The sequence below is a fragment of the Rubrivivax sp. JA1055 genome (assembly GCF_020966565.1).
GTDB lineage: Bacteria > Pseudomonadota > Gammaproteobacteria > Burkholderiales > Burkholderiaceae_C > Rubrivivax > Rubrivivax benzoatilyticus.
Genome location: NZ_JAJKFP010000005.1, coordinates 139,616 through 166,020, shown reverse-complemented (window position 1 = coordinate 166,020; position 26,405 = coordinate 139,616). Strand labels below are relative to the sequence as shown.

At 70.6% G+C, this 26,405-nt stretch carries 21 protein-coding genes and 1 riboswitch; of the genes, 9 read left to right on the top strand and 12 right to left on the bottom strand.

The annotated features are described in order from the left end of the window. Positions 1-3 precede the first annotated feature (3 nt). Genes LOC65_RS07480 through LOC65_RS07470 form a run of 3 tightly spaced genes read left to right on the top strand, consistent with a single transcriptional unit; the run spans position 4 to position 3,483 of the window. The gene (locus LOC65_RS07480; protein ID WP_230247096.1) at positions 4-1,500 is read left to right on the top strand and encodes an ABC transporter ATP-binding protein; all 1,497 of its coding nucleotides are present in this window, start codon (positions 4-6) and stop codon (positions 1,498-1,500) included. Further along, positions 1,490-2,551 carry an ABC transporter permease gene (locus LOC65_RS07475; RefSeq protein WP_230247095.1) on the top strand — a complete coding sequence of 354 codons (1,062 nt, stop codon included), beginning with the start codon at positions 1,490-1,492 and terminating at the stop codon, positions 2,549-2,551. The genes LOC65_RS07480 and LOC65_RS07475 overlap by 11 nt, the downstream gene beginning before the upstream one ends. Continuing rightward, positions 2,548-3,483 (top strand): ABC transporter permease, encoded by a 936-nt coding sequence (locus LOC65_RS07470; protein ID WP_230247094.1) that lies wholly within the window; start codon positions 2,548-2,550, stop codon positions 3,481-3,483. The genes LOC65_RS07475 and LOC65_RS07470 overlap by 4 nt, the downstream gene beginning before the upstream one ends. On the opposite strand, the gene LOC65_RS07465 is transcribed toward LOC65_RS07470, so the two are convergent. Genes LOC65_RS07465 through deoC form a run of 4 tightly spaced genes read right to left on the bottom strand, consistent with a single transcriptional unit; the run spans position 3,480 to position 7,906 of the window. Further along, on the bottom strand, positions 3,480-4,136 hold the full coding sequence (locus tag LOC65_RS07465; RefSeq protein WP_230247093.1) for a phosphoribosylanthranilate isomerase: 657 nt from the start codon (positions 4,134-4,136) through the stop codon (positions 3,480-3,482). The two genes, LOC65_RS07470 and LOC65_RS07465, sit on opposite strands and share 4 nt — an antisense overlap. Then, positions 4,133-5,461 carry a thymidine phosphorylase gene (locus LOC65_RS07460; protein WP_230247092.1) on the bottom strand — a complete coding sequence of 443 codons (1,329 nt, stop codon included), beginning with the start codon at positions 5,459-5,461 and terminating at the stop codon, positions 4,133-4,135. Before LOC65_RS07460 ends, LOC65_RS07465 begins: the two co-directional genes overlap by 4 nt. Before the next feature lie 13 nt (positions 5,462-5,474). After that, positions 5,475-7,166 (bottom strand): bifunctional UDP-sugar hydrolase/5'-nucleotidase, encoded by a 1,692-nt coding sequence (locus LOC65_RS07455; RefSeq protein WP_230247091.1) that lies wholly within the window; start codon positions 7,164-7,166, stop codon positions 5,475-5,477. Beyond that, entirely contained in the window at positions 7,166-7,906 is a 741-nt protein-coding gene (deoC, locus tag LOC65_RS07450; RefSeq protein ID WP_230247090.1) for a deoxyribose-phosphate aldolase, read from the bottom strand. Before deoC ends, LOC65_RS07455 begins: the two co-directional genes overlap by 1 nt. Positions 7,907-8,507: 601 nt before the next feature. On the opposite strand from deoC, the gene LOC65_RS07445 reads away from it, so the two are divergent. From LOC65_RS07445 to LOC65_RS07435, 3 genes are all read left to right on the top strand, one after another. Continuing rightward, complete coding sequence (locus tag LOC65_RS07445) at positions 8,508-10,964, top strand: hypothetical protein (RefSeq protein ID WP_230247089.1); 2,457 nt, start codon at positions 8,508-8,510, stop codon at positions 10,962-10,964. Positions 10,965-11,144: 180 nt separating this feature from the next. Continuing rightward, positions 11,145-11,666, top strand: coding sequence for a hypothetical protein (locus tag LOC65_RS07440; protein ID WP_230247088.1), 522 nt, complete (start codon positions 11,145-11,147; stop codon positions 11,664-11,666). 307 nt (positions 11,667-11,973) lie between these two features. Continuing rightward, positions 11,974-12,876 (top strand): amino acid ABC transporter substrate-binding protein, encoded by a 903-nt coding sequence (locus LOC65_RS07435; protein ID WP_230247087.1) that lies wholly within the window; start codon positions 11,974-11,976, stop codon positions 12,874-12,876. Between the two features lie 13 nt (positions 12,877-12,889). Here LOC65_RS07435 and LOC65_RS07430 read toward each other — a convergent pair whose 3' ends face one another. From LOC65_RS07430 to LOC65_RS07405, 6 genes are all read right to left on the bottom strand, one after another. Further along, the gene (locus tag LOC65_RS07430; protein WP_230247086.1) at positions 12,890-13,699 is read right to left on the bottom strand and encodes a purine-nucleoside phosphorylase; all 810 of its coding nucleotides are present in this window, start codon (positions 13,697-13,699) and stop codon (positions 12,890-12,892) included. Next, complete coding sequence (locus tag LOC65_RS07425) at positions 13,696-14,118, bottom strand: cytidine deaminase (RefSeq protein WP_230247085.1); 423 nt, start codon at positions 14,116-14,118, stop codon at positions 13,696-13,698. The genes LOC65_RS07430 and LOC65_RS07425 overlap by 4 nt, the downstream gene beginning before the upstream one ends. After that, positions 14,118-15,086: an ABC transporter permease gene (locus tag LOC65_RS07420; protein ID WP_230247084.1), complete on the bottom strand. Its 969-nt coding sequence runs from the start codon at positions 15,084-15,086 to the stop codon at positions 14,118-14,120. The genes LOC65_RS07425 and LOC65_RS07420 overlap by 1 nt, the downstream gene beginning before the upstream one ends. After that, complete coding sequence (locus LOC65_RS07415; protein ID WP_230247083.1) at positions 15,079-16,179, bottom strand: ABC transporter permease; 1,101 nt, start codon at positions 16,177-16,179, stop codon at positions 15,079-15,081. Before LOC65_RS07415 ends, LOC65_RS07420 begins: the two co-directional genes overlap by 8 nt. A gap of 1,042 nt (positions 16,180-17,221) precedes the next feature. Next, the gene (locus LOC65_RS07410) at positions 17,222-18,760 is read right to left on the bottom strand and encodes an ABC transporter ATP-binding protein (protein WP_230247082.1); all 1,539 of its coding nucleotides are present in this window, start codon (positions 18,758-18,760) and stop codon (positions 17,222-17,224) included. After that, a complete protein-coding gene (locus LOC65_RS07405; protein WP_230247081.1) occupies positions 18,760-19,728 on the bottom strand; it encodes a BMP family protein in 969 nt (322 codons plus the stop codon). Before LOC65_RS07405 ends, LOC65_RS07410 begins: the two co-directional genes overlap by 1 nt. Before the next feature lie 106 nt (positions 19,729-19,834). On the opposite strand from LOC65_RS07405, the gene LOC65_RS07400 reads away from it, so the two are divergent. Further along, positions 19,835-20,887: an adenosine deaminase family protein gene (locus LOC65_RS07400; RefSeq protein WP_230247080.1), complete on the top strand. Its 1,053-nt coding sequence runs from the start codon at positions 19,835-19,837 to the stop codon at positions 20,885-20,887. Position 20,888: 1 nt separating this feature from the next. On the opposite strand, the gene LOC65_RS07395 is transcribed toward LOC65_RS07400, so the two are convergent. Together LOC65_RS07395 and LOC65_RS07390 are read right to left on the bottom strand one after the other, a co-directional pair. Beyond that, on the bottom strand, positions 20,889-21,851 hold the full coding sequence (locus tag LOC65_RS07395) for a BMP family protein (protein ID WP_230247079.1): 963 nt from the start codon (positions 21,849-21,851) through the stop codon (positions 20,889-20,891). 5 nt (positions 21,852-21,856) lie between these two features. Beyond that, positions 21,857-24,073, bottom strand: a complete 2,217-nt coding sequence (locus tag LOC65_RS07390; RefSeq protein WP_230247078.1) for a TonB-dependent receptor — start codon at positions 24,071-24,073, stop codon at positions 21,857-21,859. Positions 24,074-24,311: 238 nt separating this feature from the next. On the opposite strand from LOC65_RS07390, the gene LOC65_RS07385 reads away from it, so the two are divergent. After that, positions 24,312-25,586 carry an amidohydrolase family protein gene (locus tag LOC65_RS07385; RefSeq protein ID WP_230247077.1) on the top strand — a complete coding sequence of 425 codons (1,275 nt, stop codon included), beginning with the start codon at positions 24,312-24,314 and terminating at the stop codon, positions 25,584-25,586. 85 nt (positions 25,587-25,671) lie between these two features. Continuing rightward, positions 25,672-26,289 (top strand): glutathione S-transferase family protein, encoded by a 618-nt coding sequence (locus LOC65_RS07380; RefSeq protein WP_164963488.1) that lies wholly within the window; start codon positions 25,672-25,674, stop codon positions 26,287-26,289. Positions 26,290-26,326: 37 nt separating this feature from the next. Further along, positions 26,327-26,403: riboswitch (SAM riboswitch) on the top strand. Positions 26,404-26,405 lie beyond the last annotated feature (2 nt).

Sequence of the window (26,405 nt, the reverse complement as noted above, 5' to 3'; positions counted from 1 at the left end):
CCGATGTCTGCGAGTCCCCCGGTCCTGCGCCTGAAGGGCGTCACCAAACGCTTCGGCCCCCTGGTCGCCAACGACGGCATCTCGCTGGATCTGGACCGCGGCGAGGTGCTCGCGCTGCTCGGCGAGAACGGCGCCGGCAAGAGCACGCTGGTGTCCATCCTCTTCGGCCACTACGTCGCCGACGAAGGTTCGATCGAGGTCGACGGCCGCACGCTGCCGCCGGGCCAGCCGAAGGCGGCGCTGGCCGCCGGCATCGGCATGGTGCACCAGCACTTCACGCTGGCCGACAACCTGAGCGTGCTCGACAACGTGATGCTCGGCACCGAGCCGCTGTGGCAGCCGTTCACGCGCCGCGGCGACTGGCGCCGCCGCCTGCTCGACGCGGCGCAGCGTTTCGGCCTGCAGGTCGACCCCGACGCGCGCATCGCCGAGCTGTCGGTGGGCGAGCGCCAGCGTGTCGAGATCCTGAAGGCCCTGGTGCGCGGCGCGCGCATCCTGATCCTCGACGAGCCGACCGCGGTGCTGACGCCGCAGGAGAGCGAGTCGCTGTTCGCGACGCTGGCGCAGATGGTCGAAGGCGGCCTGTCGATCATCTTCATCAGCCACAAGCTCGACGAGGTGCTGCGTGTCAGCGACCGCATCGCCGTGCTGCGCGGCGGCAAGCTGATCGCCGTGCTGCCGGCCGAAGGCGCGAGCAAGGCCGACCTCGCCGAGGCGATGGTCGGCCGCACGGTGGCCCCGGCGGTCAAGACGCGCCACGAACCCGGTCCGGTGGTCTGCGAGCTGCCCGGCACGACGCTGGCCATCCGCGCCGGCGAGGTCTTCGCGGTCGCCGGGGTCGCCGGCAACGGCCAGCAGGCGCTGGCCGAGGCGCTGTGCGGCGAGCACGCGCCACCCGGTGGCGCCGTGCGGCTGGACGGCCAGGCGCTGCCGCCGTCGCCGCGGCGTTTTGTCGAAGCCGGCGTCGCGCGCATCCCCGAAGACCGCCACGCCGTCGGTGTCGTCGGCGACCTGCCGATCTGGGAGAACGCGGTGCTCGAGCGCCACGCCAGCCCGGCCTTCGCCCGCTGGGGCGTCGTGCGCCGCGGCGCCGCACGCGCCTTCGCACGCGAGGTCGTCGAACGTTTCGACGTGCGCGGCGGCGGCCTGGACACGACGACGCGCTCGCTGTCCGGCGGCAACATGCAGAAGCTGATCCTCGGCCGCGCGCTGCGGGGCAGCGGCACGACGCCGCGGCTGGTCGTCGCCAACCAGCCGACCTGGGGCCTGGACGTCGGCGCCGTCGCCTACGTGCACCAGCAGCTGCTCGACGCCTGCGCCGCCGGCGCCGCGGTGCTGCTGATCAGCGAAGACCTGGACGAGATCTTCGCGCTCGCCGACCGTGTCGCCGTCATCTGCCACGGCGTGCTCGGCGCGCCGCGCGCCGCGGCCGACTGGACGCTGGCCGACATCGGCCTGGCGATGGCCGGTGCCGGCCGGGAGGTGGCGCATGCGGCTTGAACGACGCACCGAGGTGCCGCGTGCGCTGCTCGTCGCCGCGCCGTTGGCCGCCGTGGCCTTCACGCTGCTCGTGACCTCGCTTCTCGTGGCCTGGGCCGGCGCGCCGGTCGGCCGGGCCTATGCGCTGCTGCTCGAAGGCGGCTTCGGCTCGCGCTTCGCGATCACCGAGACGCTGACACGCGCGACGCCGCTGATCTTCACCGGCCTGGCCGCCGCGGTCGCGTTCCGCGCCCGGCTGTTCAACATCGGCGCCGAAGGCCAGCTCTACGCCGGCGCGCTGGCGGCGGTGGCCGTCGGCGGGCTGCACGACGGGGTCGGCTACGAGATCGCGCCGGCGCTGCTCTTCGTGCTGATGTTCGCCGCCGCCGCGCTGGCCGGCGCGCTGCTGCTGCTGGGCCCGGCGCTCTTGAAGAGCCGCTTCGGCGTCGACGAGGTCGTGACGACGCTGCTGCTGAACTTCATCGTGCTGCTCTTCGTCTCGGCGATGCTCGACGGCGCGATGAAGGACCCGATGGCGATGGGCTGGCCGCAGAGCGTGGCGCTGCAGGACGCGCTGCAGCTCGACAAGCTGCTCGAACGCAGCCGCGTGCACACCGGCCTCGTCGCCGCCGTCGTGCTGGCCGTCGCGCTGTGGGCGCTCTTGAAGTACACGACGCTGGGCTTCCAGATCCGCGCCGTCGGCGCCAACCCGCGTGCCGCGCGTTTCGCCGGCATGCCGGTGGGCTGGACGACGGTGAAGGTGGCGCTGCTGTCGGGCGCGCTGGCCGGGCTGGCCGGCGCCGTCGAGGTCGCCGGGCGCACCGGCTACGTCACGCTGGACATGAGCCCGGGCTACGGCTACAGCGGCATCGTCATCGCGATGCTGGCGATGCTGAACCCGCTGGCCGTCGTCGCCGCCGCGGTCTTCGTCGCCGGCATGCTGGTCGGCGCCGACAGCATGAGCCGCGCGGTCTCCGTGCCGACCTACATCGCCGACGTCATCGTCGCCGTGTCGCTGATCAGCGTGCTGGTGGCGACGATGCTGACCCAGTATCGAGTTCGCAGAGCATGAGCGAAACGCTTGATTTGCTGATGGCCGCGCCCTTCTGGGTGGCGGTGCTGCGCATCGCGACGCCGCTGGTGCTGGGCACGCTGGGCGTGCTGCTGTGCGAACGCGCCGGGGTTCTGAACCTCGGCATCGAAGGGATCATGGTCGCCGGCGCCTTCGCCGGCTGGCTGGCGGTCTACCAGGGCGCCGGGCTGTGGACCGGCGTCGCCGTCGCCGCGGCGGTCGGCGCCGTCTTCGGCCTGCTGCACGGCGGACTGACCGTCGTGCTCGGGCTGTCGCAGCACGTCGCCGGGCTGGGCATCACGCTGCTGGCGACCAGCCTGGCGAGCTTCGCCTACCGCGTCGGTTTCCCCAAGGTCGAGACGCCGCCGACGATCCAGCCCTTCGAGCCGATGTCCTGGCTGCCGATCCCCGTGCTCAACGAGCAGACGCCGCCGGTGCTGCTGGCACTGCTGGGGGTGCCGGCGATCGCCTGGTTCCTCTACCGCACGCCGCTGGGGCTGGCCGTGCGCATGGTCGGCGAGAACCCGGCCGCCGCCGAAGGCCAGGGCCTGAACGTCGTGCGCCTGCGCCTCGGTGCCGTGGCCGCGGGCTCGGCGCTGATGGGCGTGGCCGGCGCCTTCCTGACGCTGTCGGCCTTCAACGCCTTCTACTTCAACATGGTCAACGGCCGCGGCTGGGTCTGCGTGGCGCTGGTCGTGTTCGCGTCCTGGCGGCCGGGCAAGGCGCTGGCCGGCGCGCTGCTGTTCGCCTTCTTCGACGCGCTGCAGCTGCGCCTGCAGCAGGCCGGCGGCGGTGTCTTCGGCGTCGAGCTGCCGTACCAGGTCTACCTGATGCTCCCTTACGCGATGGCGATCGTCGCGCTCGTGGTGATGGCGCGGCGCGCGGCCTACCCGCAGGCCTTGATGAAGCCGTACCGCCAGGGCGAACGTTAGACGCCGTCCAGCGCGGCGAAGAACGCGGCCAGCTTGCGGTCGTCGAGCTGGCCGTTGCAGCGCACGCCGCTGCACAGGTCCAGGCCGTAGGGCTGCACCGTCTCGACGGCCTGGCGCACGTTGGCCGGGTTCAGGCCGCCCGCCAGGACCAGTGGCAGCGGGCCGATCGCGTCGCGGATGCGGCGGCTGATCGCCCAGTCATGGCGCCGGCCGGTGCCGCCCAGCTCCTTGACCGCGAGCGCCGGGTTGCCCGAGTCGAGCAGGATCGCGTCGACATAGGGCTCCACCGCCACCGCTTCGTCGATCGAGGCTTCGCCCGTCACGTGGATGACCTGCACGATCTCGACGCCCGGGCACAGCCTGCGCAGCGCCTGCAACTCTTCGACGGCCACCGCGTCCACGAGCTGCAGCGTCGTCGTGCCGGCGGCGGCGTGCTGCGCGGCGATCGAGGCCGCGTCGGTGCGGCAGGTCAGCAAGAAGGTGCGTGTCGGCGGCGGCACCGCGGCGGCGATCTCGGCGATCGTTGTGTCGTCGATCACGCCGGGCCCGCTGGGCATCGCCGACACCAGGCCCAGCGCCGAGGCGCCGGCCGCGACCGCGCGGCGCGCTTCGTCGACGCTGGCGATGCAGCAGATCTTCACCACGGGCTTCATGCACTGTCTCCGTCAATCCGTTGATGCAGCCAGGGCGGCGGTGCCGGCGCGCTGTCGGCCAGCGTGACGGCGGCCTGCACCGCGGCCACGGCACGCGCGGCGCCGGCGTCGTCGGCCGCGTGCACACGCGCCAGCGGCTCGCCGGCGCGGCGTGTCTCGCCCAGCGCGACCATCTCGTCCAGGCCGACACGCGGGTCGATCATGTCGCCGCCGCGGCGCCGGCCGCCGCCCAGTTCGACGATCGCATAACCCAGCGCACGCGCGTCGATCGCGGCGACCACGCCGTCGCGCGGCGCAGGCACCTCGGCGATGACCGGCGCACTGGCCAGCCGCGCATCCTTCAGCACGTCGGCCGGGCCGCCCAGCCCGGCGACCATCGCCGCGAAACGTTCGGCCGCCGCGCCGCTGGCCAGCGCCTGGCGCGCCGCGGCCAGCGCCGCCGGCTCGTCGGCCTGCAGCCCGCCCAGCACCAGCAGCCGCGCCGCCAGGCCCAGCGTGACGTCGACCAGGCGTGCGTCGCCCGGCTCGCCGCGCAGCAGCGCCAGGCATTCGGCGACTTCCAGCGCGTTGCCGGCCGTGCGGCCCAGCACCTGGTTCATGTCGGTGACCAGCGCCGCGGCGGCGAGACCGGCGCCGCGTGCGGTGTCGACCAGGCTCGTGGCCAGCGCCTGCGCCGCCGCCGCGTCGCGCATGAAGGCGCCGCTGCCGACCTTGACGTCCAGCACCAGCGCGTCCAGCCCGGCCGCGAGCTTCTTGCTGAGGATGCTGGCGGTGATCAGCGGCAGCGACTCGACGGTGGCCGTGACGTCGCGGATGGCGTAGAGCCGGCGGTCGGCCGGCGCCAGGCGCGCGGACGCGCCGACGATGGCGCAGCCGGCCGTGCGCAGCACCGCATGCAGGCGCTCGGGCGATGGGTCGACGCGGTAGCCGGGCAGCGCCTCCAGCTTGTCCAGCGTGCCGCCGGTGTGGCCCAGGCCGCGGCCGCTGATCATCGGCACCAGGCCGCCGCAGGCGGCGACGATGGGCGCCAGCAGCAGGCTGGTCTTGTCGCCCAGGCCGCCGGTGCTGTGTTTGTCCAGCACCGGGCGGCCGAAGCCGGCCCAGCGCAGGCGCTCGCCCGAGTCGGTCATCGCCTGCGTCAGCGCCACGGTCTCGGTGCGGTCCATGCCGCGCAGCAGCACGGCCATCGCCAGCGCCGCAACCTGGGCGTCGCTCCAGCGCGCCTCGCCTTCGGGCGCGGTCAGGCCGGCGACGAAGGCGCGGATCTCGGCGTCGCACAGCACGCGGCCGTCGCGCTTGTGGGCGATCACTTCGGCAGGCAGCATCGTGTTTCCTCGTTCAGCGGCGGCGCACGGCGCGTGCGTCCTGCGGCGGCTGCAGCCCGGGGTGGCGGCCCAGGTAGTCGGCCAGCGCGTCGGCGTCGCCGATGCCGACGACCCGCTCGCGGCCGTCGCGCAGCATCGGGAAACGGTCGCCGCCCTCGGCGAGGTAGCTGTTGACCGTCAGGCGCACCGGCTGATCGGGCGTGACCGGCTGGCCGTCCAGCGTCAGCGAGCCCGGCAGCAGCCGCGCGCCGGCCGGGCGCGTGGCGTCCCACTCGTAGCGCAGGCCGCGCGAGGCCTGCAGCAGGCGCGGGCGCTCGCCTCGGAACTGCTGTTCCAGCAGCGCTGCCAGTTGCGCGCCGCTGATCGTCAGTGTCACCAGCCGGTTGCCGAAGGGCTGGGCCTCGAACACGTCCTCGTAGCGCACGCGGCCGTCGGCGGGTTTCAGGATCGGGCTGCGCAGCCCGCCGGGGTTGGTCAGCGCCAGCCGGGCGCCGGCGGCGCGCGTGGCCTCGAGCTGCGCGTCGGCGACGACGCGGCCCAGCACCGACTCGCCCGAGGCGTCGCTCTCGCGTGTCAGCGACGCGGCGATCGTGCCCACCACACGCTTGGCCAGCGGCGCGGCCAGGCGTTCGTAGGCGGCGATCAGCGCCTGCTGGCCGGCGTCGGGCGCGAAGCGGCGCGTGTCGACGACGACGTTGTGCGCCTGCGAGCGCAGCACCTCGCCGCTGGCGCGGTCGAGTTCCAGGTCGATGGCCGTGACCAGCGTGCCGTAGCGGTCGCCGCTGGTGACCAGCCGCCCGTCGACGCGGCAGACGTAGGCGCGGTGCGTGTGGCCGCTGACGACGACGTCCACCGCCGGGTGCAGCCGCGGCACGATGCGCGTGATGGCGCCGCGCAGGTCGTCGCAGCCGTCGCGCCCGCCGTCGGCCTCGCCGCCTTCGTGCAGCAGCACGACGATGGCCTGCACGCCCTGGCGCTGCAGCTCGGGCACCAGCGTGTTGACGGTCTCGGCCTCGTCGCGGAACGCCAGCCCGGCCACGCCGGCGGGCGACACGATCTGCGGCGTGCCCTTCAGCGTGAGGCCGACGAAGGCCACCGGCACGCCGTCGAAGCGGCGGATGGCGTAGGGCGGCAGCAGCGTCTGGCCGGTGGCGCGCACGACGGTGCTGGCCGCCAGGTACTGGAAGCCGGCGCCGGCGAACGGCCTGGGCCCGCGGCAGCCGTCCACCGGGTGGCAGCCGCCGTGCTGCAGGCGCAGCAGCTCGTCGGTGCCGTCGTCGAACTCGTGGTTGCCGACGGCGGCGTAGGCCAGGCCCATCGCCGACAGCGACTCGACCGTCGGCTCGTCGTGGAACAGCGCCGACAGCAGCGGCGACGCGCCGACCAGGTCGCCGGCGGCGACGAAGACGTGGTTCGGGTGCCCGGCCGCCAGCTCGCGCACCGCGCTGGCCATGGCCGCGGCGCCGCCGGCCGGGATGCTGCGGCTGCGCGCCGGGTCGGCCGGGTCCACCTCGCGATAACCGCCGGGCGGCGGCAGCAGGTGGCCGTGGAAGTCATTGATCGCCAGCAGGCGCAGCGGCACGGTGGCCGCGGGGGCGGTGGTGGGCGGGGCGGCGGACGGTGCCGCGGCGCAGCCGCCCAGCAGCGCGGCGGCCAGCGCCAGCGCGGCGAGCACCGGCTGCGCGGCCGGCCGGCGCGCCGCCATCAGTAGCGGCCGGCCGCCGCCGGCCGCGCCGTGCCGCCGATCACGGCCTGCAGGTCGTCGAGCAGGCTGCTGGCGCCGATGCGAAAGCGCGCCGGCGTCGGCTGGCCGAGGGCTGCGCGTGCCAGGTAGACGTAGTTCTGCGCCTGCTCGGCGGTGCGGATGCCGCCCGAGACCTTGAGCCCCGCCTGGCGGTAGCCGCCGCTGTTGATGGCGGTGAGCAGCAGGCGCGCGGCGTCGATCGTCGCGCCGTGGGGCGTGCGGCCGGTGCTGGTCTTCAGGAAGTCGGCGCCGGCGTCGAGCGCGATGCGTGCGGCGTTGCGGATCAGCAGCGGGTCGCGCAGCTCGCCGGTCTCGAGGATGACCTTCAGCGTGCGGCCGCGTGTTTCGCGCCGCACCTGGGCGAGCAGCGTGCGCGCCTGGTCCAGCGCCTGCCAGGGCATCACGACGTCAACCTCGTCGCCGCCGGCGGCCACGATCTCGGCCGCCTCGCGCACGGCGCGTTCGACGTCCGTGCTGCCGTCTGGAAAGTTGGCCACCGCCGCCACCTTGACGGCCGGCGGCAGCGCCGCCCGCGCCTGCGCCACGAACCGCGGCCAGACGCACACCGCCGCCACCCGCCCCTGCGGCCCCTCGGCGCGCCGGCACAGGCGCTCCACGTCAGCCGCCGTGTCGGCGTCGTTCAGGCTCGTCAGGTCCAGACAGGCGAGCGCGGTGCGGGAGGTGGCGATCAGGTCTTTCATTGGGGTTCGGCGGACGGGGATGGTGTCGGGGTGGAGTTTGACACCGGGGGCTACGCGAGGCGCGAGAGGACGCGCGCACTGGTCATGAGATGCAGTGATTGATGACGCACGGCACCACGAAGGTGATGTCGCGCTCATAGGCGCTTGCGATGATGCGAGTGAAGACTAGGCGGCGCATAGCAGGCAACGCGAACCAGAGTGGCGCCGTCTCCCGTTGAATCTGTGCGTTCTCTACCTCTGCGTTGCGATGACATGTGCCGTACCGTTCTAAAAGCACCGCTTAGAACATCCGGGTCCGATAGGAGGCGAACTGCAAGGCGTCGGGTATCAGGTGCTTTGCCAGCGCCACCGATCGGAGGTGGCTAACGGGTGATCGCGTGACGCGACTCGATGTTGACGAGGTAACTTGCAAGCGAGGCGCCATGTATATAGGCTGATCATGGTCTGCTTAGGTGGAGGCTTGAAAGTACGAGCCGCAGGCGGTGGTAGTACCCGCTGGACCAGTCGAGCTTGCTGCTGCTGGTGTAGGCTTTCTTATATATTTGGGCTGTGGTGAAAATATCTTCGGTGGAAATGTGGTGAAAATTGGGAGGGGGATTAAATGTCGGAGCTAATGAGGCTGGGTGTATCGGCCGATGATTTGGCGCTGCTGCTTCGTGCCTTGAATGAAAGAGCCGTCAATCTACTTACTGGTGCTGGCGCGAGTTTTGGCGTTGTAGGCGGCGACGGTCACGAGTTGAATGGCGGCCCGGATCTGGCTCGGGAGTTGAACGCAAGATTCAATCTCGAAAATGAAGAGCCAGACTGTTCGGATCTGCAGCTGGTATATGGAGATATTGCGGCCACTCCTCAGAATCGAACGCCACTCGCCGAACTTCTACGCGCTCGATTTACACACTGCAAGCCGACGTGGCAGTCGATCCTCGTTGAGTTTCCATGGAAGAGAATATGGACGCTCAATATTGATGATGTGTTGCAGCGTGTGGTGGCAGATTCAGGGGGGCTTGGTGTCAAAATATTTACTTGGGACGATGCCTTGTCTGTGCGGCCGCTTGCTGCGAATGAGTCACAGATAGTGCATCTTCATAGTCGTGCATCATTAATTCAGGGGGATGCTGGCAGACTTATTTTTTCGCTCAAACAGTATGCCGCCCGCCAGGAGGTTTCTCCGGGTTGGCATGCGGAATTTCGGTCTGAGTTTGTCAGAAAGCCATTTATCGTATGCGGCGCACGCCTTCGTGATGAGTTTGATCTTGCCACTGTCCTTGAGATAGGTAATAAGTCTCGGGAGCGTGGTGGGTGTCCGTCTTTTATTGTTCTAAAGGGGTTTGCTCCGGGCGAGGAGGCTAGGTTCCGGCGGCAAGGACTTGTTCCCGTCGCGGCCACAGGCGATGTATTTTTTGCCGCACTTCGATCGGACTACCAAGCCTACCTTGCTGCTCAACCTTCGCAAACACCTCAAGCGCGCGCATCGGCAGCACTCGTCCGCGCTGCATTTAAACAGCTGACGCTGGTTGCTCCTAGGCCGCGTCGGCTTCTTGATTTTTACGCGTCTGCGGAGTGTCAGTGGCATCACGTCGTAGATGAACTTGACGGCAGGCTTGAATATGTTGAGAAGGCAGCGATTTGGCTACAAGATCCCGGGCGCGATCAGCGTGTTGTTCTGATTAGTGGGGGCCCGGTATGCGGTAAATCAACGTCAGCCCTCAGAATCGCAGCCACTCTGAACGCGGCTGGCCGAGAGACTTGGTTGTTCCGGGCGGAGGAGCGATTCGATGAGGAAGCGGTCTGTGAATACCTTGCATCAAAGCCTCAAGCTGTCTTGGTTTTTGATGACTGTGCTGACTTCTCAAACTCTCTTACCTCGCTAATCGGTGCGGCGGCCAAGAGGCAGCTCCAGCTTCGAGTCATTGCTACAGCCGAGGCTTGGCGTGTGCGCGGTGTCCATGCGGATCTACTTGCCGCGTTGGTGCTTCCGGTCGATCTTGAGCCGGTGCCCCGCAGGCACTTCGATAGTATTTTTGCCTTGCGGCGTCAACGCGGACGCCTTGGTCGCTGCACAGGGATGAAGAGTCTTGATGGGTGGTTGGACTTCAAGGATCATTACAGCCGTCGCATGCTGGAGTGGCTCGAGAGCCTTGAGGGCGCTCGCTCGTACCGCCAAGTTATCTCGCAGATTCTAGAAAGTGTTGCGGGTAACGCGGCAGATCGGCGGCTACTTCTAACCTGTGCGGCTACACATCGATTCGGATACTCGCTCCCGTTTCAGTTTGCTTCTGCGCTCAACGGGAAAATGTCGCTTGAGGAATTTGTGGAGCCTCCGAGTCCCTATGCGGAGTTGACATTTCTCGATGAGAAAGGGCTTCGGCTGAGGAGTCGATCTTTCGCAATTCACGTCTGGAGTTTGGCTAGTCCGAAAGAGCGTTTTGATATTAGTCTGTACTTGGCCAAGCAGTTGTCCGCGTTAGTCGTTCCGCAATCGATTACTCGCAGAACGTATCCGTACAGAATTCTCCGTGAACTCATGGACTGTGACGTCGTCGCGCGGGATCTCCCTGAATCCGCGGATCGTTGGTATGGTGAGCTTCTGCCGCTAATGAGTTGGAACTCGCGCTATTGGGAGCAGAGGGCCTTGCTGGCCGCACGACGGAATCAGGATGAGACAGCATATTCGTTCGCTAAGAAGGCTGTCTCTATTCATCCACGCGACGCCTTCCCGCACACTACGCTGGGGACTATCTGCATGCAAATCAGTGTTCGTAGAGCAGACGACGTTGGGATCGAGAGATTCTGGGAGGGGGCTTGGGAGCTAGATACATCGAGGAGACTGGCCCTGGAGAAGGGTAACGAGTGGGAGCATCCATACGTCACTTTCTTTACTTATGCCGTTCGAGCATACCGCCTCTATCCTTCGCAGGCCGCCAGAATTGCAGATGCGTGGGATGAATGGATGCGTGCGGCCGACAGTTCTGCTCTGTTTCGCTTCGATAGGCAGGGGCAAGCTCAGCTGAAGGAATTCAAGCGACAATGGCTAGGCCTTGCGGTGCGAGATCGCTAGCAGGCTGTTAAGAATCTGCCCGCTGGCAGGCCATTTAAATGCCGCTTGCCGCATTCAGACGTCATCCTCTGCGCGACGGGCGCCAGCACTGGACCCGCGCCGTTGCGTGCCGAGAATCGTCAGGAATCGGTCGCTCCGCTTGGATGGACGCGATCGCCAAACGACGACTCGCCATCAAACATGCGCCTGAAATACTTCGACGATCTGGCCCGCGGCAACTTCAAGCACGACGCGGCCGGCAGCACGGTCTTCTTTCCGCTCGGCGTCTTCGGCAAGGGCCGCATCCTTCCGGACGCGGCCACCGAGCAGCGGCTGCGCGACAGGCTGGCGACGCAGTACCAACTGGCCATCGTGGTGGCCATCGCGCTCGGGGTGCTCCACAACCCGCTGCTGATGCTCGTGGTCGGGCTGGGCGTGGTGGCGTGGATGAGTCTGCGCAGCGTGCTGCTCGTGGCCGCTTACCCGCCCAGCGACCTGCGGCTGAGTGGGAAGGAGCGTTATGCCAGCCCGCCGTCGTCGGGCAACGTGGGGACGCAGTGGTTCCTGCTGGTCTGCTGCGTCGCACTGGTCGCGGGCGGGCTGCTGTTGCTGGTGGTGGGCGACACGCTCGACCAACGAGTCGCCGGCGTCGCCGTCATCGTGCTCTTCGGCGCCGCGGGTGTCGCCAAGGGCTACGGGCTGCGCCAGAGAACGGCACGCTGAAGCGTCGAGTGAGCCCGTCAGTGCACCTCCGCGCCGCCAGCCGGTCGTCGGGGCGTGTCCCGGAGTGAAGTATTAGGAGGAGGGCGGGCGCAGCCCGCCCGGGGGACATGAACGCAGGGGCACGCCCCGGCGGCCGGCCCCCGCCGACGCAAGCGGACTTGCACCAAGCCGAACCCCGCCCACCACTGAGCAATCGGTCACACCCAACCGACCCCACAGCTGCCCAGCACCCCCTGCTGGTCATGGGATGGACGCCGCCTGAGATTTACCATCTCGCCCTCCCCGATCTCCCGAAAGACGGCCCCCCATGGCGTCCCTGCGTTTCGGCCGGCTGGCAGTCATCACGCTGCTGGCGGCCTGCGGTGTTGCGAGTGCCCAGACCCCGGGCGACACGCTCAGCCGCATCAAGTCCACCAAGACCATCACCCTGGGCGTGCGCGAAGCGGCGCGGCCCTTCTCGTACCTCGACGAGAACAAGCGCCCGGTCGGCTACTCGGTCGACCTGTGCCTGGCCGCTGTCGAGGAGTTGAAGCGCGAGCTGAAGCTGCCCGAGCTGCAGGTCCAGTACAAGGTGGTCAGCGGTGCCGAGCGCATCCCCAAGCTGCTGGCGCGCGAGATCGACCTGGAGTGCGGCTCCACCACCAACACCAAGGCGCGGCAGGAGCAGGTGGCGTTCAGCTACACGATGTTCGTCGCCCAGATGCGTGTGCTGACGCCCAAGGACACGCCGGTCACGACGCTGAAGGACCTGGACGGCCTGCCGCTGGCGCTGAGCAAGGGCACGACGTCCGAGAAGCTGTTCTCCCGCCTGGCCGAGACCGAGGTCAACCTGAAGCTGCAGGTCTTCGGCAGCAACACCGAAGCCTATGCCGCGCTGAAGGCCGGCAAGGTGCGCGCCTTCGCGCAGGACGACGCGCTGCTGCAGGGCCTGGCTTCGACCGACGGCGCGGCCGACAGGTTCCAGCTCAGCACGCTGGCGCTGTCGGTGGAGCCCTACGGCGTCATGGTGCGCAAGGAAGACAAGGCGCTGCTCGCCGCCGTCGACCGCACGCTGGCGCGCCTGTACGCCAGCGGCGAGGCCGAGACGCTCTATCGCAAGTGGTTCGTCGGCGACAAGCTGGTCATCAAGATGAGCCGGATGACACGCGACAGCATCGTGCGCCCCAACAAGGAAGCCGGGGTCGCGATGGTGCTGGGCTACCAGCTCTAGAGAGGCTCGCCTTCTAGGCCGCCGCCAGCACCGGCAGCAGCGCCGCCAGCAGCCGCGCCGCGTCGTCGGCGCCGCTGCGCGCCACGGCCATCGTGTGCTCGTGGCTCAGCGTCTCGGCCGACAGGCCGGCGGCCATGTTGGTGAACATCGACAGCCCCAGCACACGCAGCCCGGCGTGGCGCGCCAGGATGGTCTCGGGCACGGTGCTCATGCCCACCGCCTGTGCGCCCATCGCCGCCAGCATGCGGATCTCGGCCGGCGTCTCGAACTGCGGCCCCAGCACCCAGGCGTAGACGCCTTCGGGCAGCGTGATGCCTTCGGCCGCCGCCACCTGGCGCGCCAGCTCGCGCAGCGCCGGGTCGTAGGCGCGGCCCATGTCGACGAAACGGTCGTTGCCCGGCTCGCCGTGCAGCGGCGTGCGCTGCACCACGTTCAGATGGTCTGCGATCAGCATCAGCGAGCCCGGCGGCATCGCCGCGTCCAGGCTGCCGGCGGCGTTGCTCAGCACCAGCGTGCGGCAGCCGGCGGCGGCCAGCGTGCGGATGGCGCCTTTCATGCCGGCCGCGTCGCCGTCTTCGTAAGCGTGTTTGCGCCCGCGCAGCAGCCACACCGGCGTGCCGCGCACGCGCCCGGCGCGCAGCACGCCGGCGTGGCCGGCCACGCTCAGCCGCGGGAAGGCCGGCAGCTCGGCATACGGCACGTCGACCGGGTCGTCGACCAGCGCGGCGATGCCGTCCCAGCCGCTGCCCAGCACGACGGCGACGGCGGGCGCCGGGCCCAGCGCGGCCAGGCGCTGCACGCTGGCGGCGATGCTCTCGTTCATGGCGTGTTCTCCAGATGGTCGGGCCCGAAGGCCGCGGGCAGCAGCGCACCCAGCGTGTGACGCGCGGTGATGCCGTGTTCGTCGGCGCTCCAGACGGGGCAGTCGTCGGTGGCGAACTCGCACAGCTTCTGGCGGCAGCCGCCGCAGGGCGTCAGCGGCCGCGGCCCGGCGCCCACCACCACGACGGCGCGCACGCGCCGGCCGCCGGCGGCCACCATCGCCGCAAGCGCCGAGGTCTCGGCGCACCAGCCCTGCGGGTAGGCGGCGTTCTCGACGTTGGCGCCGGCGTGCACACGGCCTTCGGCGTCCAGCAGCGCGGCGCCGACGGCAAAGCGCGAGTAGGGCGCGTGGGCGTTCTGGCGCACCGCACGCGCGGCGTCGACCAGGCGCTGCATCGTCTCGTCGTCGGGCTGCTCCATCAGCGCTCCTTCACGTAAGGCCGGCCCAGCGCCGCCGGCGCGCGCGAGCGGCCGATGAAGCCGGCCAGCAGCACCACCGTCAGCAGATAGGGCAGCGCCTGGATGGCCTGCACCGGCACCGTGCCGACGAGCGGCAGCTCGGCGCCCTGCAGCCGGATCGACACCGCGTCGAGGAACCCGAACAGCAGGCAGGCCGCCAGCGCGCCGGCCGGGTGCCACTTGCCGAAGATCATCGCCGCCAGCGCCATGTAGCCGCGGCCGGCGGTCATGTTCGGGATGAACGACGGGTTCTGCGCCAGCACCAGCGAGCAGCCGGCCAGCGCCGACAGCAGGCCGTTGAGCGCCAGCGCCTGGTAGCGCAGCAGCGCGACGCCGACCCCGGCGGCGTCGACCATCGCCGGGTTCTCGCCGACGGCGCGCAGCCGCAGCCCGAAGCGTGTGCGCCACAGCAGCCACCAGACGGCGGCCACCAGCGCCAGCGCGCCGTAGACCAGCGCCGTGTGGCCGAACAGCGCCAGCGCCAGCCCCGGGCCGATGCCCGGCAGCCGCGCCACCTGCTCGCCCAGCGCGGAAAACCACGGGCCCAGGCGCACCGCGTCGGGCAGCGGCGGCGTCTGCCCGCCCTGCTGGAACCAGGCCAGCCCGAGCACGACGGTGGCGCCGGCGGCGGTCATCGTGATCGCCATGCCGAACACCACCTGGTCGCCGCCGTGCGTGACGCAGGCGTAGCCCTGCAGCATCGACAAGGCCAGGCCGACGGCCAGCGCCACGGCCAGCGCCGCTGGCAGCGACTGCGTCACCGCGCCGGTGGCGGCGGCGGCGAAGGCGGTCGCGAGCATCTTGCCTTCGAGGCCCAGGTCGATGACGCCGGCGCGTTCGGACAGCAGCCCGGCCAGCGCGCACAGGATCAGCGGCACCGACACGCGCAGCGTGCTCGCCACCAGCGAGCCGATCGCCAGGTCATCCACGCGCCGGCCTCCCGAACAGCCGCGCCAGCGTCGGCGCGCCGATGCGCGACATCGCCCCGGCGAACAGCACCACCAGCCCCTGCAGCAGCACGACCATGTCGCGCGAGAAACCGGGCAGCTCGAAAGCCAGCTCGGCGCCGCCCTGGTACAGCGCGCCGAACAGCAGCGACGCGAGCACGATGCCCAGCGGGTGGTTGCGCCCGATCAGGCTGACGGCGATGCCGACGAAACCGGCACCGGCGACGAAGTCGGGGATCAGCCGCCCGTGCACGCCGGCGATCTCGTTGACGCCCACCCCCCCGGCCAGCGCGCCCGAGATCGCCATCGCCAGCAGCACCGTGCGCCTGGGCGCGATGCCGGCGTAACGCGCGGCCTCGGGCGCGAAGCCGACGGCACGGATGGCGTAGCCGGCGCGTGTCTTCCACAGCAGCGCCCAGACGCCGACGGCGGCCGCGGCGGCCAGCAGCAGCGACAGGTTCAGCGGTGTCTTCGGCCACTCGACGCCGATCCAGCCCAGCGCCTCGTGCAGCCCCGGCAGGTGCGCCGAGTCGGCGAAGGCGGCGCTCTCGGGCGTCATGTTGCCGGGCTCCTTCAGCGGCCCGACGAGCAGCCAGCCCAGCAGCGCCGCGGCGACGAAGTTGAACATGATGGTCGTGATGACGACGTGGCTGCCGCGCCAGGCCTGCAGCGCCCCCGGCACCGCCGCCCAGGCGCAGCCGCCGGCGGCAGCGGCGGCCACCATCAGCGGCAGCATCAGCCAGGCCGGCAGCACGCTGGAGGCGGCCAGCGCCACCAGCCCGGCGCACAGCCCGCCCAGCATCGCCTGGCCTTCGCCGCCGATGTTGAACAGCCCGGCGTGATACGCCACGGCCACCGACAGCCCGGTGAAGACGAAGGTCGTCGCGTAGTACAGCGTGTAGCCCCAGCCGATGCGGCTGCCGAACGCGCCCTGCGCCAGCAGCTTCATCACCTGCAGCGGCTCGAAGCCCACCAGCGCCATCACGCCGCCGGCCACCAGCAGCGCCGCCGCCAGGTTCACCAGCGGCAGCACGGCGATGTCGACCCAGCGGGGGAGGTCGGGGGTGCGGGTCATGGGGCTTCGTGCTCCTCGTGGGAGACGTTCTCCGGCAGATGCGCGGGGGCCGGTCGCCGTGCGTTCATGCATCGGCGCGTCCGCAGGCCGCCGGGGCGCGCCGCTGCGTTCATGTCCCCCGGGCGGGCTGGCGCCCGCCCTCCTCCTAATACTTCACTCCGCGACACGCCCCGACGGCCTGCTCGCTCACCGGAGGTGGCGCACAGACAGGTGGTGCGCCAGCGCTCGCTGTGGGCACGGCAGGGGGCCGTCGTCGGGGGCGACTTTCGCGGGTGAGCAGCGGAGGATTCGGGGTCGGCGCGCGCAGCGCGCATCGTGATCTGACTCGCGGCCGACTGTTTGAGCGGAGCGAACGAAGTGAGCGCAGCGAGTTGGGCCGCGCGACCCCGAATCCGAGCAGCGCAACGAAGCCGGCGCGCAGCGCCGGTCCGCGAGCCGGAGCCCCCGGCGGCGGCCTCCTGCCGTGCCTCGCGCCGATGCAGGCGCGCCATTTCGGCGCAGTCGCCGATGCGGGAGGACCATGCAAGACCGCCCGCCACCGCAGGCGCGAGAGCCGGCCGCCGTGCGTTCATGCATCGGCGCGTCCGCAGGCCGTCGGGGCGTGCCGCTGCGTTCATGTCCCCCGGGCGGGCTGGCGCCCTCCCTCCTCCTAATACTTCACTCCGCGACACGCCCCGACGACCTGCTCGTTCGCCGCGGGTGGCGTACAGACAGGTGGTGTGCCGCCGCTCGCTGTGGGCACGGCAGGGGGCCGTCGTCGGGGGCGACTTTCGCGGGTGAGCAGCGGAGGATTCGGGGTCGGCGCGCGCAGCGCGCATCGTGATCTGGCTCGCGGCCGACTGTTTGAGCGGAGCGAACGAAGTGAGCGCAGCGAGTTGGGCCGCGCGACCCCGAATCCGAGCAGCGCAACGAAGCCGGCGCGCAGCGCCGGTCCGCGAGCCGGAGCCCCCGGCGGCGGCCCCCTGCCGTGCCTCGCGCCGATGCCGGCGAGCGATCCCGGCGGCCACCAGCTGGTGTGCCTCGCGCCGATCCATGCACGCTGTCAGCACGCAGCGCCCCCCATCAACCTCCCCAACACCGCCTCACTGCATTCCGACACCGGCAACTCCCCCACGACCCGGCCGCCGGCCATCACCAGCACCCGATCCGCCAACGCCAGGATCTCGTCGAGTTCGGACGACACGACCAGCACCGCCGCCCCGCCGTCGCGCAGCGCACGCAGCCGGCCGTGGATGAACTCGATGGCGCCGATGTCGACGCCGCGGGTCGGCTGGCCGACGAGCAGCACCTTCGGGCCGCCCCAGGTCTCGCGCGCCAGGATCAGCTTCTGCTGGTTGCCGCCGCTGAAGCTGGACGAGCGCAGCGCCGGGTCGCGCGGGCGCACGTCGTAGCGTTCCATCATCGCCGCGCAGTCGGCGCGCATGCGGCCGCCGTCCAGCCAGCCGGCGCGCGCGTAGCCGGCCTCGTGGCCCAGCGCCGCCGACTCCCACATCGGGAAGGGCATCACCAGCCCGCGTGCGTGGCGGTCTTCGGGCACGTGGGCGAGTTTGAGCGTGCGCGCCGTCGCCGGGTCCAGCCAGCGCGGCGGCGTGAAGCGCCGGCCGCCGAGCGCCAGTTCGCCTTCCTGCGGCGCCAGCAGCCCGGCCAGCACGTCCAGCAGCTCGCCCTGGCCGTTGCCGGCGACACCGGCCACGCCGACGATCTCGCCGGCACGCAGCGACAGCGACACGCCGTCCAGCCGCGGCACGCCCAGCGCGTCGCGCCAGCGCAGGCCGTGCGCGGCCAGCAGCTCGTCGCCCGGCGCCGCGCCGCCGTCGACACCGCGGCCCAGCTGCACGCGGCGGCCGACCATCGCCTCGGCCAGCCCGTCCAGCGTCATGCCGGCGATGGGGCCGTCCAGCACCACGCGGCCGGCGCGCATCACCGTCACCGCGTCGCACAGCGCCAGGATCTCCTTCAGCTTGTGCGTGATCAGCAGGATCGTCGTGCCGCGTTCGCGCAGCCGGCGCAGCGTGACGAAGAGCTGCTCGGTCTCCTGCGGCGTCAGCACCGCGGTCGGTTCGTCCAGGATCAGCAGACGCGCGCCGCGCACCAGGGCCTTCAGGATCTCCAGCCGCTGGCGCTCGCCGACCGGCAGCTCGGCCACCGTCGTGTCCAGGCGCACCTGCAGGCCGGTCTCGGCCATCAGCGCGTCCAGCCGCGTGCGCAGCGCGGCGCGGGCGCGGCCCAGCTGCCAGCCGTCTTCGGCGCCGAGCAGCACGTTGTCCAGCGCGCTCAGGCTGTCCACCAGCATGAAGTGCTGGTGCACCATGCCGATGCCCAGCGCGATCGCGTCGCGCGCGCTGCCGATCGTCACCTCGCGGCCGTCGACCTCGATCGTGCCCTCGTCGGCCGGGTGGAAGCCGTAGAGGATGGCCATCAGCGTGCTCTTGCCCGCGCCGTTCTCGCCGACGATGCCGTGCACGCGGCCCGGCGCCACCGTCAGGTCGACGCCGTCGTTGGCCTGCACCGCGCCGAAACGTTTGCGGATGCCGCGCAGGCGCACCGCGGCGCCGCGCGTCTCGGTCCCCGTCGTCGGCATCAGCGGCAGGCGTTGTGGGCCATGTAGTCGACGACCTTCAGCTTGCCGGCCACGATGTCGGCACGCGCCTGCTCGACCTTGGCCTTCATCGCCGGCGTCACGAGCTTCGCGTTGTGTTCGTCGATCGCGACGTCGACGCCGCCTTCCTTCAGGCCCAGCGCGGTGACGCCCGGCGTCACGCCCTGGAAGGCCTGGTAGACCGCGACGTCCACGCGCTTGACCATCGACGTCAGCACCGTGCCCGGGTGCAGATGGTTCTGGTTGCTGTCGACGCCGATCGCCAGCCGGCCGGCGTCTCGGGCCGCCTGCAGAACGCCGACGCCGGTGGCGCCCGCGGCGGCGAAGACGACGTCGGCGCCCTGGGCGAACTGCGCGCGTGCCAGTTCGGCGCCGCGGGCCGGGTCGCTCCAGGCGGCCGGCGTCGTGCCGGTCATCGCCGCCAGCACCCGGGCCTTCGGGTCGGCGTGTTTCACGCCCTGCTCGTAGCCGCACTGGAACTTGCGGATCAGCGGCACGTCCATGCCGCCGACGAAGCCGACGGTGCCGCTCTTGCTGGCGCTGGCGGCCATCACGCCGACGAGGAAGCTGCCCTCGTGTTCCTTGAACAGGATGCTCTGCACGTTGGGCAGCGTGACGACGGCGTCGACGATGACGAAACGTTGCTTGGGGAAGTCGCGCGCCACCTTCTCGACCGCGCTGCTCTGCGCGAAGCCGATGCCGACGATGGGGTCGGCGCCGCGTTCGGCCATGCGCCGCAGCGCCTGTTCACGCTGCGCCGGGTTGGTGACGGTGAACTCGAGAAAGGGCTGGCCGGTCTCGCGTTTCCAGCGCTCGGCGCCTTCGGCGGCCGACTGGTTGAACGATCGGTCGAACTTGCCGCCGGTGTCGTAGACCACGGCCGGCGCCGCCCCGGCGGCCTGCACGGCGGCGACGCAGGCCGCGAGCGCGGCGAGGGTACGGAGCGGCATGGCGCGACGGCAGTGGGGATGGGGCGGTCAGGATACAAGACGTCCTGTAGCAAAAGCCTTGCCTCCGCGGCGCCCGACCGGCACGCGCCTTGCTGAAACCGCCGCGATGCACGACCCCGACACCCCGCTGGCCCACGCGCTGCCCAAGGTGCTGCTGCACGAGCATCTGGACGGCGGCTTGCGTGTCTCGACGCTGCACGAGCTGCTGCAGCAGCGTGGCCTGCCGTCACCGGCGGCCGACGTCGCCGCGCTGGACGCCTGGTTCGACGCCAACGCGCACGCCGGCAGCCTGCCCAAGTACCTCGAAGGTTTCGCCTTGACGGTGGCGGCGATGGCCACGCCCGACGCGCTGGCGCGCGTCGCCTACGAAGCTGCCGAGGACGCGCGTGCCGACGGCGCGCTGCTGGCCGAGTTCCGCGTCGCGCCGCTGCTGTTCGAGGCCCACGGCGTCGATGGCGACGCGGCGGTCGAAGCCATCGTCGACGGCCTGAAGCGCAGCCCGCTGCCGTCGGGGCTCATCGTCTGCGCGATGCGCCAGCTGCCCGAGGTGCAGACCTTCCGCGCGCTGGAGCTGGCGCTGCGCTGGGCCGACCGCGGCGTCGTCGGTTTCGACCTCGCCGGCCCCGAACACGGCCACCCGCTGACCGACCACGCCGACGCGCTGGCCGCCGCGCGTGCCGCCGGCCTGCCGCTGACGCTGCACGCCGGCGAGGCCGACGGCGCCGAACGGGTGCTCGAAGCGCTGCAGCATGGCGCACGGCGCGTCGGCCACGGCGTGCGCCTGGTCGAGGTGCTGTCCGACCCGGCGCGTGTCGAGATGCTCGACCGCGTGCGCGACGCCGGGCTGCACCTGGAGGTCTGCCCGACGAGCAACGTGCACACCGGCGCCGCGGCCTCGGTGGCGGCGCACCCGATCACCGCGCTGTGGCGGGCCGGCGTGAGCCTGAGTTATCACACCGACAACCGGCTGATGTCCTGCCTGAGCCACTCGTCCGAAGCCGCGGCGCTGCTGCGCGAGACGCCGCTGGCCGTGGCCGACCTGCTGGCGATGGCGGTGCAGGCGGCGCGCCACTCCTTCCTTGGCGAGCGCGAACGCACGGCCGCCGAGGCCGTGGTGCGTGCGCACGCCGCGGCGTTGGGCGTGTCGCTGCCGGCCTGACTTACTTGCAGGCGTTGGCCGCGGTGTAGTCGATGACCTTCAGCCGGCCGGCGACGATGTCGGCGCGCGCCTGCTCGACCTTGGCCTTCATCGCCGGGGTGATGAGCCTGGCGTTGTGTTCGTCGAGCGCGTAGTCGACGCCGCCTTCCTTCAGCCCCAGCACCGTCACGCCCGGCTGCACGCCCTTGAAGGCTTGGTAGACCGCGAGGTCCACGCGCTTGACCATCGAGGTCAGCATCGTGCCGGGGTGCAGGTGGTTCTGGTTGCTGTCGACGCCGATGGCGTAGATGCCGGCGTCCTTGGCCGCCTGCATGATGCCGAAGCCGGTGGTGCCGGCGGCGCTGAAGACGACGTCCACGCCCTGGGCGATCTGGGCCTTGGTCAGCTCGGCGCCGCGCGGCGGGTCGGTCCAGGCGGCGTTGGTCGTGCCGGTCATCGCCGACAGCACCTGCACCTTGGGGTTGGCGTACTTCGCGCCTTGCTCGTAGCCGCAGAGGAACTTGCGCACCAGCGGGATGTCCTGGCCGCCGACGAAGCCGACCTTGCCCGACTTGCTGGCCATCGCCGCCAGCATGCCGACGAGGAAGCTGCCTTCGTGCTCGCGGTAGACGAAGCTCTGCACGTTGGGCAGCTTGACGACCATGTCGACGATCGCGAAGCGCTGCTTCGGGAAGTCGCGGGCCACCTTCTCGATCGCCGAGGCTTGCGGGAAGCCGACGCCGACCACCGGGTCGGCGCCGCGTTCGGCAAAACGCCGCGCGGCCTGCTCGCGCTGCGCGGCGTTGGCGATCTCGAACTCGAGGTACGGCTTGCCGGTCTCCTTCTTCCACTGTTCCGCGCCCCGCCAGGCCGCCTCGCCGAAGGACTTGTCGTTCTTGCCGCCGAGTTCGTAGATCACCGCCGGCTGCGCAGCGGCGGTGGCTGCCGCCGCGAGCGTCGCGGCGGCCAGGAGGAAGCGTTTCATCGTCGTCAGAAGCTGGCCTTGAACTGCACCCCGTAGGTCCGCGGGTCGTTGATGAAGCCGGTGAGGTTGTTGAAGTCGATGCCGCCGACGACCCGGACCTGGTCCGTCAGGTTGCGCACGAAAGCCGCCGCATCGTACTTCCCGTTGCCCCAGGTGTAGCCGACGCGCAGCCCGCCTTCGAGCAGCGACTTGCTGGTGAACTCGGTGGACTCGTAGAGGAAGAAGTTGACCGCGCTGCGGTAGGCCCAGTCGGTCAGCACGTAGGCGTCGCCGGCGGCCAGCGGCTGGGTGTACTTCAGCGTGAAGCTGACGGTGCGCCTGGGCGCCTGCGGCAGCGGGTTGCCGTCGATCAGCGCGTAGGTCGTGGTGCCGATGACGGTCTTCGGGTCGTTCACCGTGCACTGCGCGCAGGTGGCGACGAGCAGGTCCTTGTCGTGGATCTTCGTCAGGTTGTAGCCCACGCCCAGCGTGGCCAGCAGGTTCTCGCTGAGGTAGGCCTGCAGGTCGAGCTCGAAGCCCTGGCCGGTGGCCTTGTCGGCGTTGAGCAGGATGTTCGAGTTGGCCGCGCCGCCCACCGCGGTGAGCTGCTGGTCCTTCACGGTGTAGCGGAAGACGTTGAAGGCCAGGCGCGCGCGGCGCTCGAACAGGTCGGCCTTCACGCCGGCCTCGAACGAGGTGTTGTTCTCGGGCGTGGCGATCGACTGGCCGTTGTAGGCGCCGGCGCCCTGCACGCTGCTGGCGCGGAAGCCGGTGGCGGCGCGTGCGTACAGGTTGACGTCCCTGGACAGCGCGTAGGTCGCGCTCAGGTCCCAGCTGAGCTTCTTGTCCTCGGTGTTCGCGGCGATCTTGTCCAGGCTGCCCAGCCCGCCCGAGTACTCGAGCACGTCGAAGTCCTTCTTGTCGCGCGTGTAGCGCAACCCGGCACGCAGCGACAGCGCCGGCGTCGCCTGCCAGGTGGCTGCGCCGAACACCGCCCAGGCGTCGTTCTTCTGGCGCGAACGTTCGTACGAGTTCTGCGGGTTGCCGGCGCTGAGCGAGTCGTAGCCGAAGTTCTCGAAGTCGAAGTTCTCGCGGAACAGGAACACGCCGGCCTGCCAGCCCAGCGCGGCGTCGCCGGTCGACTCGGCGCGGAACTCCTGCGTCCACTGCGAGTGTTTCGGGATGCCGTCGGCGGTCTCCGACGGGAAGTAGATGACGCCCGGGCCGCCGGGCGTGCCGCCGTCGATGTCGCCGCGGCTGTAGGTCTCGACGCTCTCGTAGCCGGTCACCGAGTACAGCGCCACCGGGCCCAGGTCCCAGCGCAGCCGGGCGCTGCCGCCGTGGTTCTGCAGCTCGGAGTGGTTGACGCCGTCGATGAAGATCTTGCCGGGGTCGAAGCCGGCGACGAGGTCGTTGCTGCCGGCCTGGATGATGTTGGCGCGGAACAGCCGCGCCGAGCCGTCGAAGTCGCGTGCGTGCAGGTTGAACAGCGCGCTGAAGTCCTTCGTCGGCTGCGTCTTCCACTGCAGGCGCACGGCGCTGTCGCGGTAGCCCTCCAGGTCCTGCGTCGGGCCGTCGGGGTTGGTGTTCTCGACCCAGTCGCTGCGCGTCTGGTTCAGCACCGAGACACGCAGCGCCGAGCTGTCGGAGGTCGGCACGTTCAGCGCGCCTTCGAGGTTGGTGGTGTTCCAGCGGCCGTAGGACAGGCTGCCGTAGCCCTCGAAGCGCTGCGTCGGCGCCACCGAGTCGAACTTGACGACGCCGGCCGGCGTGTTGCGCCCGAACAGCGTGCCCTGCGGGCCGCGCAGCACCTCGATGCGCTCCAGGTCGAAGGCCGGGAAGCCCTTCAGGATCGCGTTCTCCTGCACGACGTCGTCGTAGACCAGCGACACCGGCTGCGAGGCGTTCAGGCGGAAGTCGGTGTTGCCGTAGCCGCGCAGGTAGAAGCGCGGGAAGGCGCGGCCGAACGAGGACTCGATGTTCAGGCTGGGCACACGCGCCGACAGCATGCGGATGTCCTGGCCGCTGGTGTTCAGCACCTCCAGCGTCTCGCCCTGCAGCACGCTGACCGAGTTCGGCACTTCCTGGATGTTCTCCAGCCGGCGTTCGGCGGTGATCGAGATCGTCTGCAGCTTGCCGGCTTCGGCGTCGTCGGCGGACTGTGCGGATGCACCGAGGTGAAGCGCGGCGATCGCGGCGGCTGCGACGGCGTGGTGCGCCGGCAGGCGCGGGGTTCGGGCCATGGGATCCTCCTGGTGTGGTTCGGGCTCGCGGCGCGCCGGCGCAAACGGCGTGCCACCGAACACCGTGCTGGCGCGGCACACCCTCAAGCAGGCGGGCAAGCCCGCAACCGTCCGGCGGGCGCGGTGTCGGCCGTCGTCCGCCCGTCCGGGCGGAACGTGATGCGTGCCGGCGACCGCAGCTTCGGCCCCCGGTCGCCGCCGTATGCTCGGCGGCGTCCACCGCCTTGCCGACCTCCCCATGCTCGTTCGCAACATCACCCTGCCCGACGGCCGCAGCGGCCTCGACCTGCTCGTCCAGGACGGCCGCATCGCCGCCGTCGGCCCCGCGCTCACCGCGCCCGAAGGCACGCCGGCCGTCGACGGCGGCGGCTGGCTCGTCAGCCCGCCTTTCGTCGACGCCCACTTCCACATGGACGCGACGCTCAGCTACGGGCTGCCGCGTGTCAACGCCAGCGGCACGCTGCTCGAAGGCATCGCGCTGTGGGGCGAGTTGAAGCCGCTGCTGACGCAGGAGGCGCTGGTCGAACGGGCGCTGCAGTACTGCGACTGGGCGGTGGCGCGCGGGCTGCTGGCGATCCGCAGCCACGTCGACGTCTGCGACCCGCGGCTGCTGGCCGTCGAGGCGCTGCTGGAGGTCAAAGAGCGCGTCGCACCCTACCTCGACCTGCAGCTCGTCGCCTTCCCGCAGGACGGCGTGCTGCGTTCGCCGGGCGCGCTGGCCAACCTGGAACGGGCGCTGGACCTGGGCGTCGACGTCGTCGGCGGCATTCCGCACTTCGAGCGCACGATGGCGGACGGTGCCGCCAGCGTGAAGCTGCTGTGCGAGATCGCCGCGCGCCGCGGACTGCGTGTGGACATGCACTGCGACGAGAGCGACGACCCGCTGTCGCGCCACGTCGAGACGCTGGCCAACGAGACCCAGCGCCTGGGGCTGCAGGGCCGCGTCACCGGCTCGCACCTGACGTCGATGCACTCGATGGACAACTACTACGTCAGCAAGCTGCTGCCGCTGATGGCCGAGGCCGGGCTGCACGCGGTGGCCAACCCGCTGATCAACATCACGCTGCAGGGCCGCCACGACACGTATCCGAAGCGCCGCGGCATGACGCGGGTGCCCGAGCTGCTGGCCGCGGGCGTCAACGTCGGCTTCGGCCACGACTGCGTGCTCGACCCGTGGTATTCGCTCGGCTCGGGCGACATGCTGGAAGTGGCGGCGATGGGGCTGCACGTCGCGCAGATGACCTCGCAGGCCGGCATGCGCCAGTGTTTCGACGCGGTGACGGTGAACAACGCGCGCATCCTCGGGCTGGAGGGCTACGGGCTGGAGCCCGGCTGCCGCGCCGACTTCGTGCTGCTGCAGGCGCGCTCGCCGGCCGAGGCGATCCGTTTGCGCGCCCAGCGCCTGCTGGTGGTGCGCGGCGGCCGCGTGCTGTCGCGCGCGGCACCGGCGACCGCCGAGCTGGCGCTGCCCGGCCGGCCGGCGAGCGTCGACTTCACGCTACAGCGGTCCTAGGGGCGGGGTGCCCCGGGGGGTTCAGGGGGGCTTGGCTAGAATCGATCGGCCCTGGCAAGCCCAAAGCTGTAACTCTCTTCCCCCCATGAAACTCATCGGTTCGCTCACCAGCCCCTACGTCCGCAAGGTGCGCGTCGCCATGGCCGAGAAGAAGCTGGACTTCCAGCTCGTGCTGGAAGACGTCTGGGGCACCGACACGATCCTCAAGTCCAACCCGCTGGGCAAGGTGCCCTGCCTGGTGATGGAAGGCGGCGAGGCGGTGTTCGACTCGCGTGTCATCGTCGAGTACCTGGAGGCGCTGTCGCCGGTCGGCAAGCTGATCCCGCCGTCGGGCCGCGAACGGGTCGAGGTGCGCACCTGGGAGGCGCTGGCCGACGGCGTGCTGGACGCGCTGATCCTCGCCCGCCTCGAAGCCACCTGGAACGGCCGCACCGAAGGCCAGCGTTCGCAGGCCTGGATCGACCGCCAGATGGCCAAGGTGCAGGCCAGCCTGAAGGCGATGAGCCAGGGCCTGGGCGAGCGCCCCTGGTGCGCCGGCACCCACTACACGCTGGCCGACGTCGCCGTCGGCTGCGCGCTGGGCTACCTCGACTTCCGCTTCCCCGAGGTCGACTGGCGCGGCCCCTACCCGAACCTCGCCAGGCTGGCCGAGAAGCTGGCGGCACGCCCCAGCTTCATCGACACCGCGCCGCCCAGGGGCTGACGCACGGCGCCGGCAGCGATGTGCCGGTGGCTATACTCCTTCCTCCAGCGCCGATTTGATCCTGATTGCGGGCGCTTCAACAAATGCCGCTAAAGAGGACACCGAGACCCGGTGCC

Excerpts from the sequence above, each read along its gene's own strand:
- LOC65_RS07480 (WP_230247096.1), top strand. The coding sequence starts at position 4 with ATGTCTGCGAGTCCCCCGGTCCTGCGCCTGAAGGGCGTCACCAAACGC.
- LOC65_RS07475 (WP_230247095.1), top strand. The coding sequence starts at position 1,490 with ATGCGGCTTGAACGACGCACCGAGGTGCCGCGTGCGCTGCTCGTCGCC.
- LOC65_RS07470 (WP_230247094.1), top strand. The coding sequence starts at position 2,548 with ATGAGCGAAACGCTTGATTTGCTGATGGCCGCGCCCTTCTGGGTGGCG.
- LOC65_RS07465 (WP_230247093.1), bottom strand. The coding sequence starts at position 4,136 with ATGAAGCCCGTGGTGAAGATCTGCTGCATCGCCAGCGTCGACGAAGCG.
- LOC65_RS07460 (WP_230247092.1), bottom strand. The coding sequence starts at position 5,461 with ATGCTGCCTGCCGAAGTGATCGCCCACAAGCGCGACGGCCGCGTGCTG.
- LOC65_RS07455 (WP_230247091.1), bottom strand. The coding sequence starts at position 7,166 with ATGGCGGCGCGCCGGCCGGCCGCGCAGCCGGTGCTCGCCGCGCTGGCG.
- deoC (WP_230247090.1), bottom strand. The coding sequence starts at position 7,906 with ATGAAAGACCTGATCGCCACCTCCCGCACCGCGCTCGCCTGTCTGGAC.
- LOC65_RS07445 (WP_230247089.1), top strand. The coding sequence starts at position 8,508 with ATGTCGGAGCTAATGAGGCTGGGTGTATCGGCCGATGATTTGGCGCTG.
- LOC65_RS07440 (WP_230247088.1), top strand. The coding sequence starts at position 11,145 with ATGCGCCTGAAATACTTCGACGATCTGGCCCGCGGCAACTTCAAGCAC.
- LOC65_RS07435 (WP_230247087.1), top strand. The coding sequence starts at position 11,974 with ATGGCGTCCCTGCGTTTCGGCCGGCTGGCAGTCATCACGCTGCTGGCG.
- LOC65_RS07430 (WP_230247086.1), bottom strand. The coding sequence starts at position 13,699 with ATGAACGAGAGCATCGCCGCCAGCGTGCAGCGCCTGGCCGCGCTGGGC.
- LOC65_RS07425 (WP_230247085.1), bottom strand. The coding sequence starts at position 14,118 with ATGGAGCAGCCCGACGACGAGACGATGCAGCGCCTGGTCGACGCCGCG.
- LOC65_RS07415 (WP_230247083.1), bottom strand. The coding sequence starts at position 16,179 with ATGACCCGCACCCCCGACCTCCCCCGCTGGGTCGACATCGCCGTGCTG.
- LOC65_RS07410 (WP_230247082.1), bottom strand. The coding sequence starts at position 18,760 with ATGCCGACGACGGGGACCGAGACGCGCGGCGCCGCGGTGCGCCTGCGC.
- LOC65_RS07405 (WP_230247081.1), bottom strand. The coding sequence starts at position 19,728 with ATGCCGCTCCGTACCCTCGCCGCGCTCGCGGCCTGCGTCGCCGCCGTG.
- LOC65_RS07400 (WP_230247080.1), top strand. The coding sequence starts at position 19,835 with ATGCACGACCCCGACACCCCGCTGGCCCACGCGCTGCCCAAGGTGCTG.
- LOC65_RS07395 (WP_230247079.1), bottom strand. The coding sequence starts at position 21,851 with ATGAAACGCTTCCTCCTGGCCGCCGCGACGCTCGCGGCGGCAGCCACC.
- LOC65_RS07390 (WP_230247078.1), bottom strand. The coding sequence starts at position 24,073 with ATGGCCCGAACCCCGCGCCTGCCGGCGCACCACGCCGTCGCAGCCGCC.
- LOC65_RS07385 (WP_230247077.1), top strand. The coding sequence starts at position 24,312 with ATGCTCGTTCGCAACATCACCCTGCCCGACGGCCGCAGCGGCCTCGAC.
- LOC65_RS07380 (WP_164963488.1), top strand. The coding sequence starts at position 25,672 with ATGAAACTCATCGGTTCGCTCACCAGCCCCTACGTCCGCAAGGTGCGC.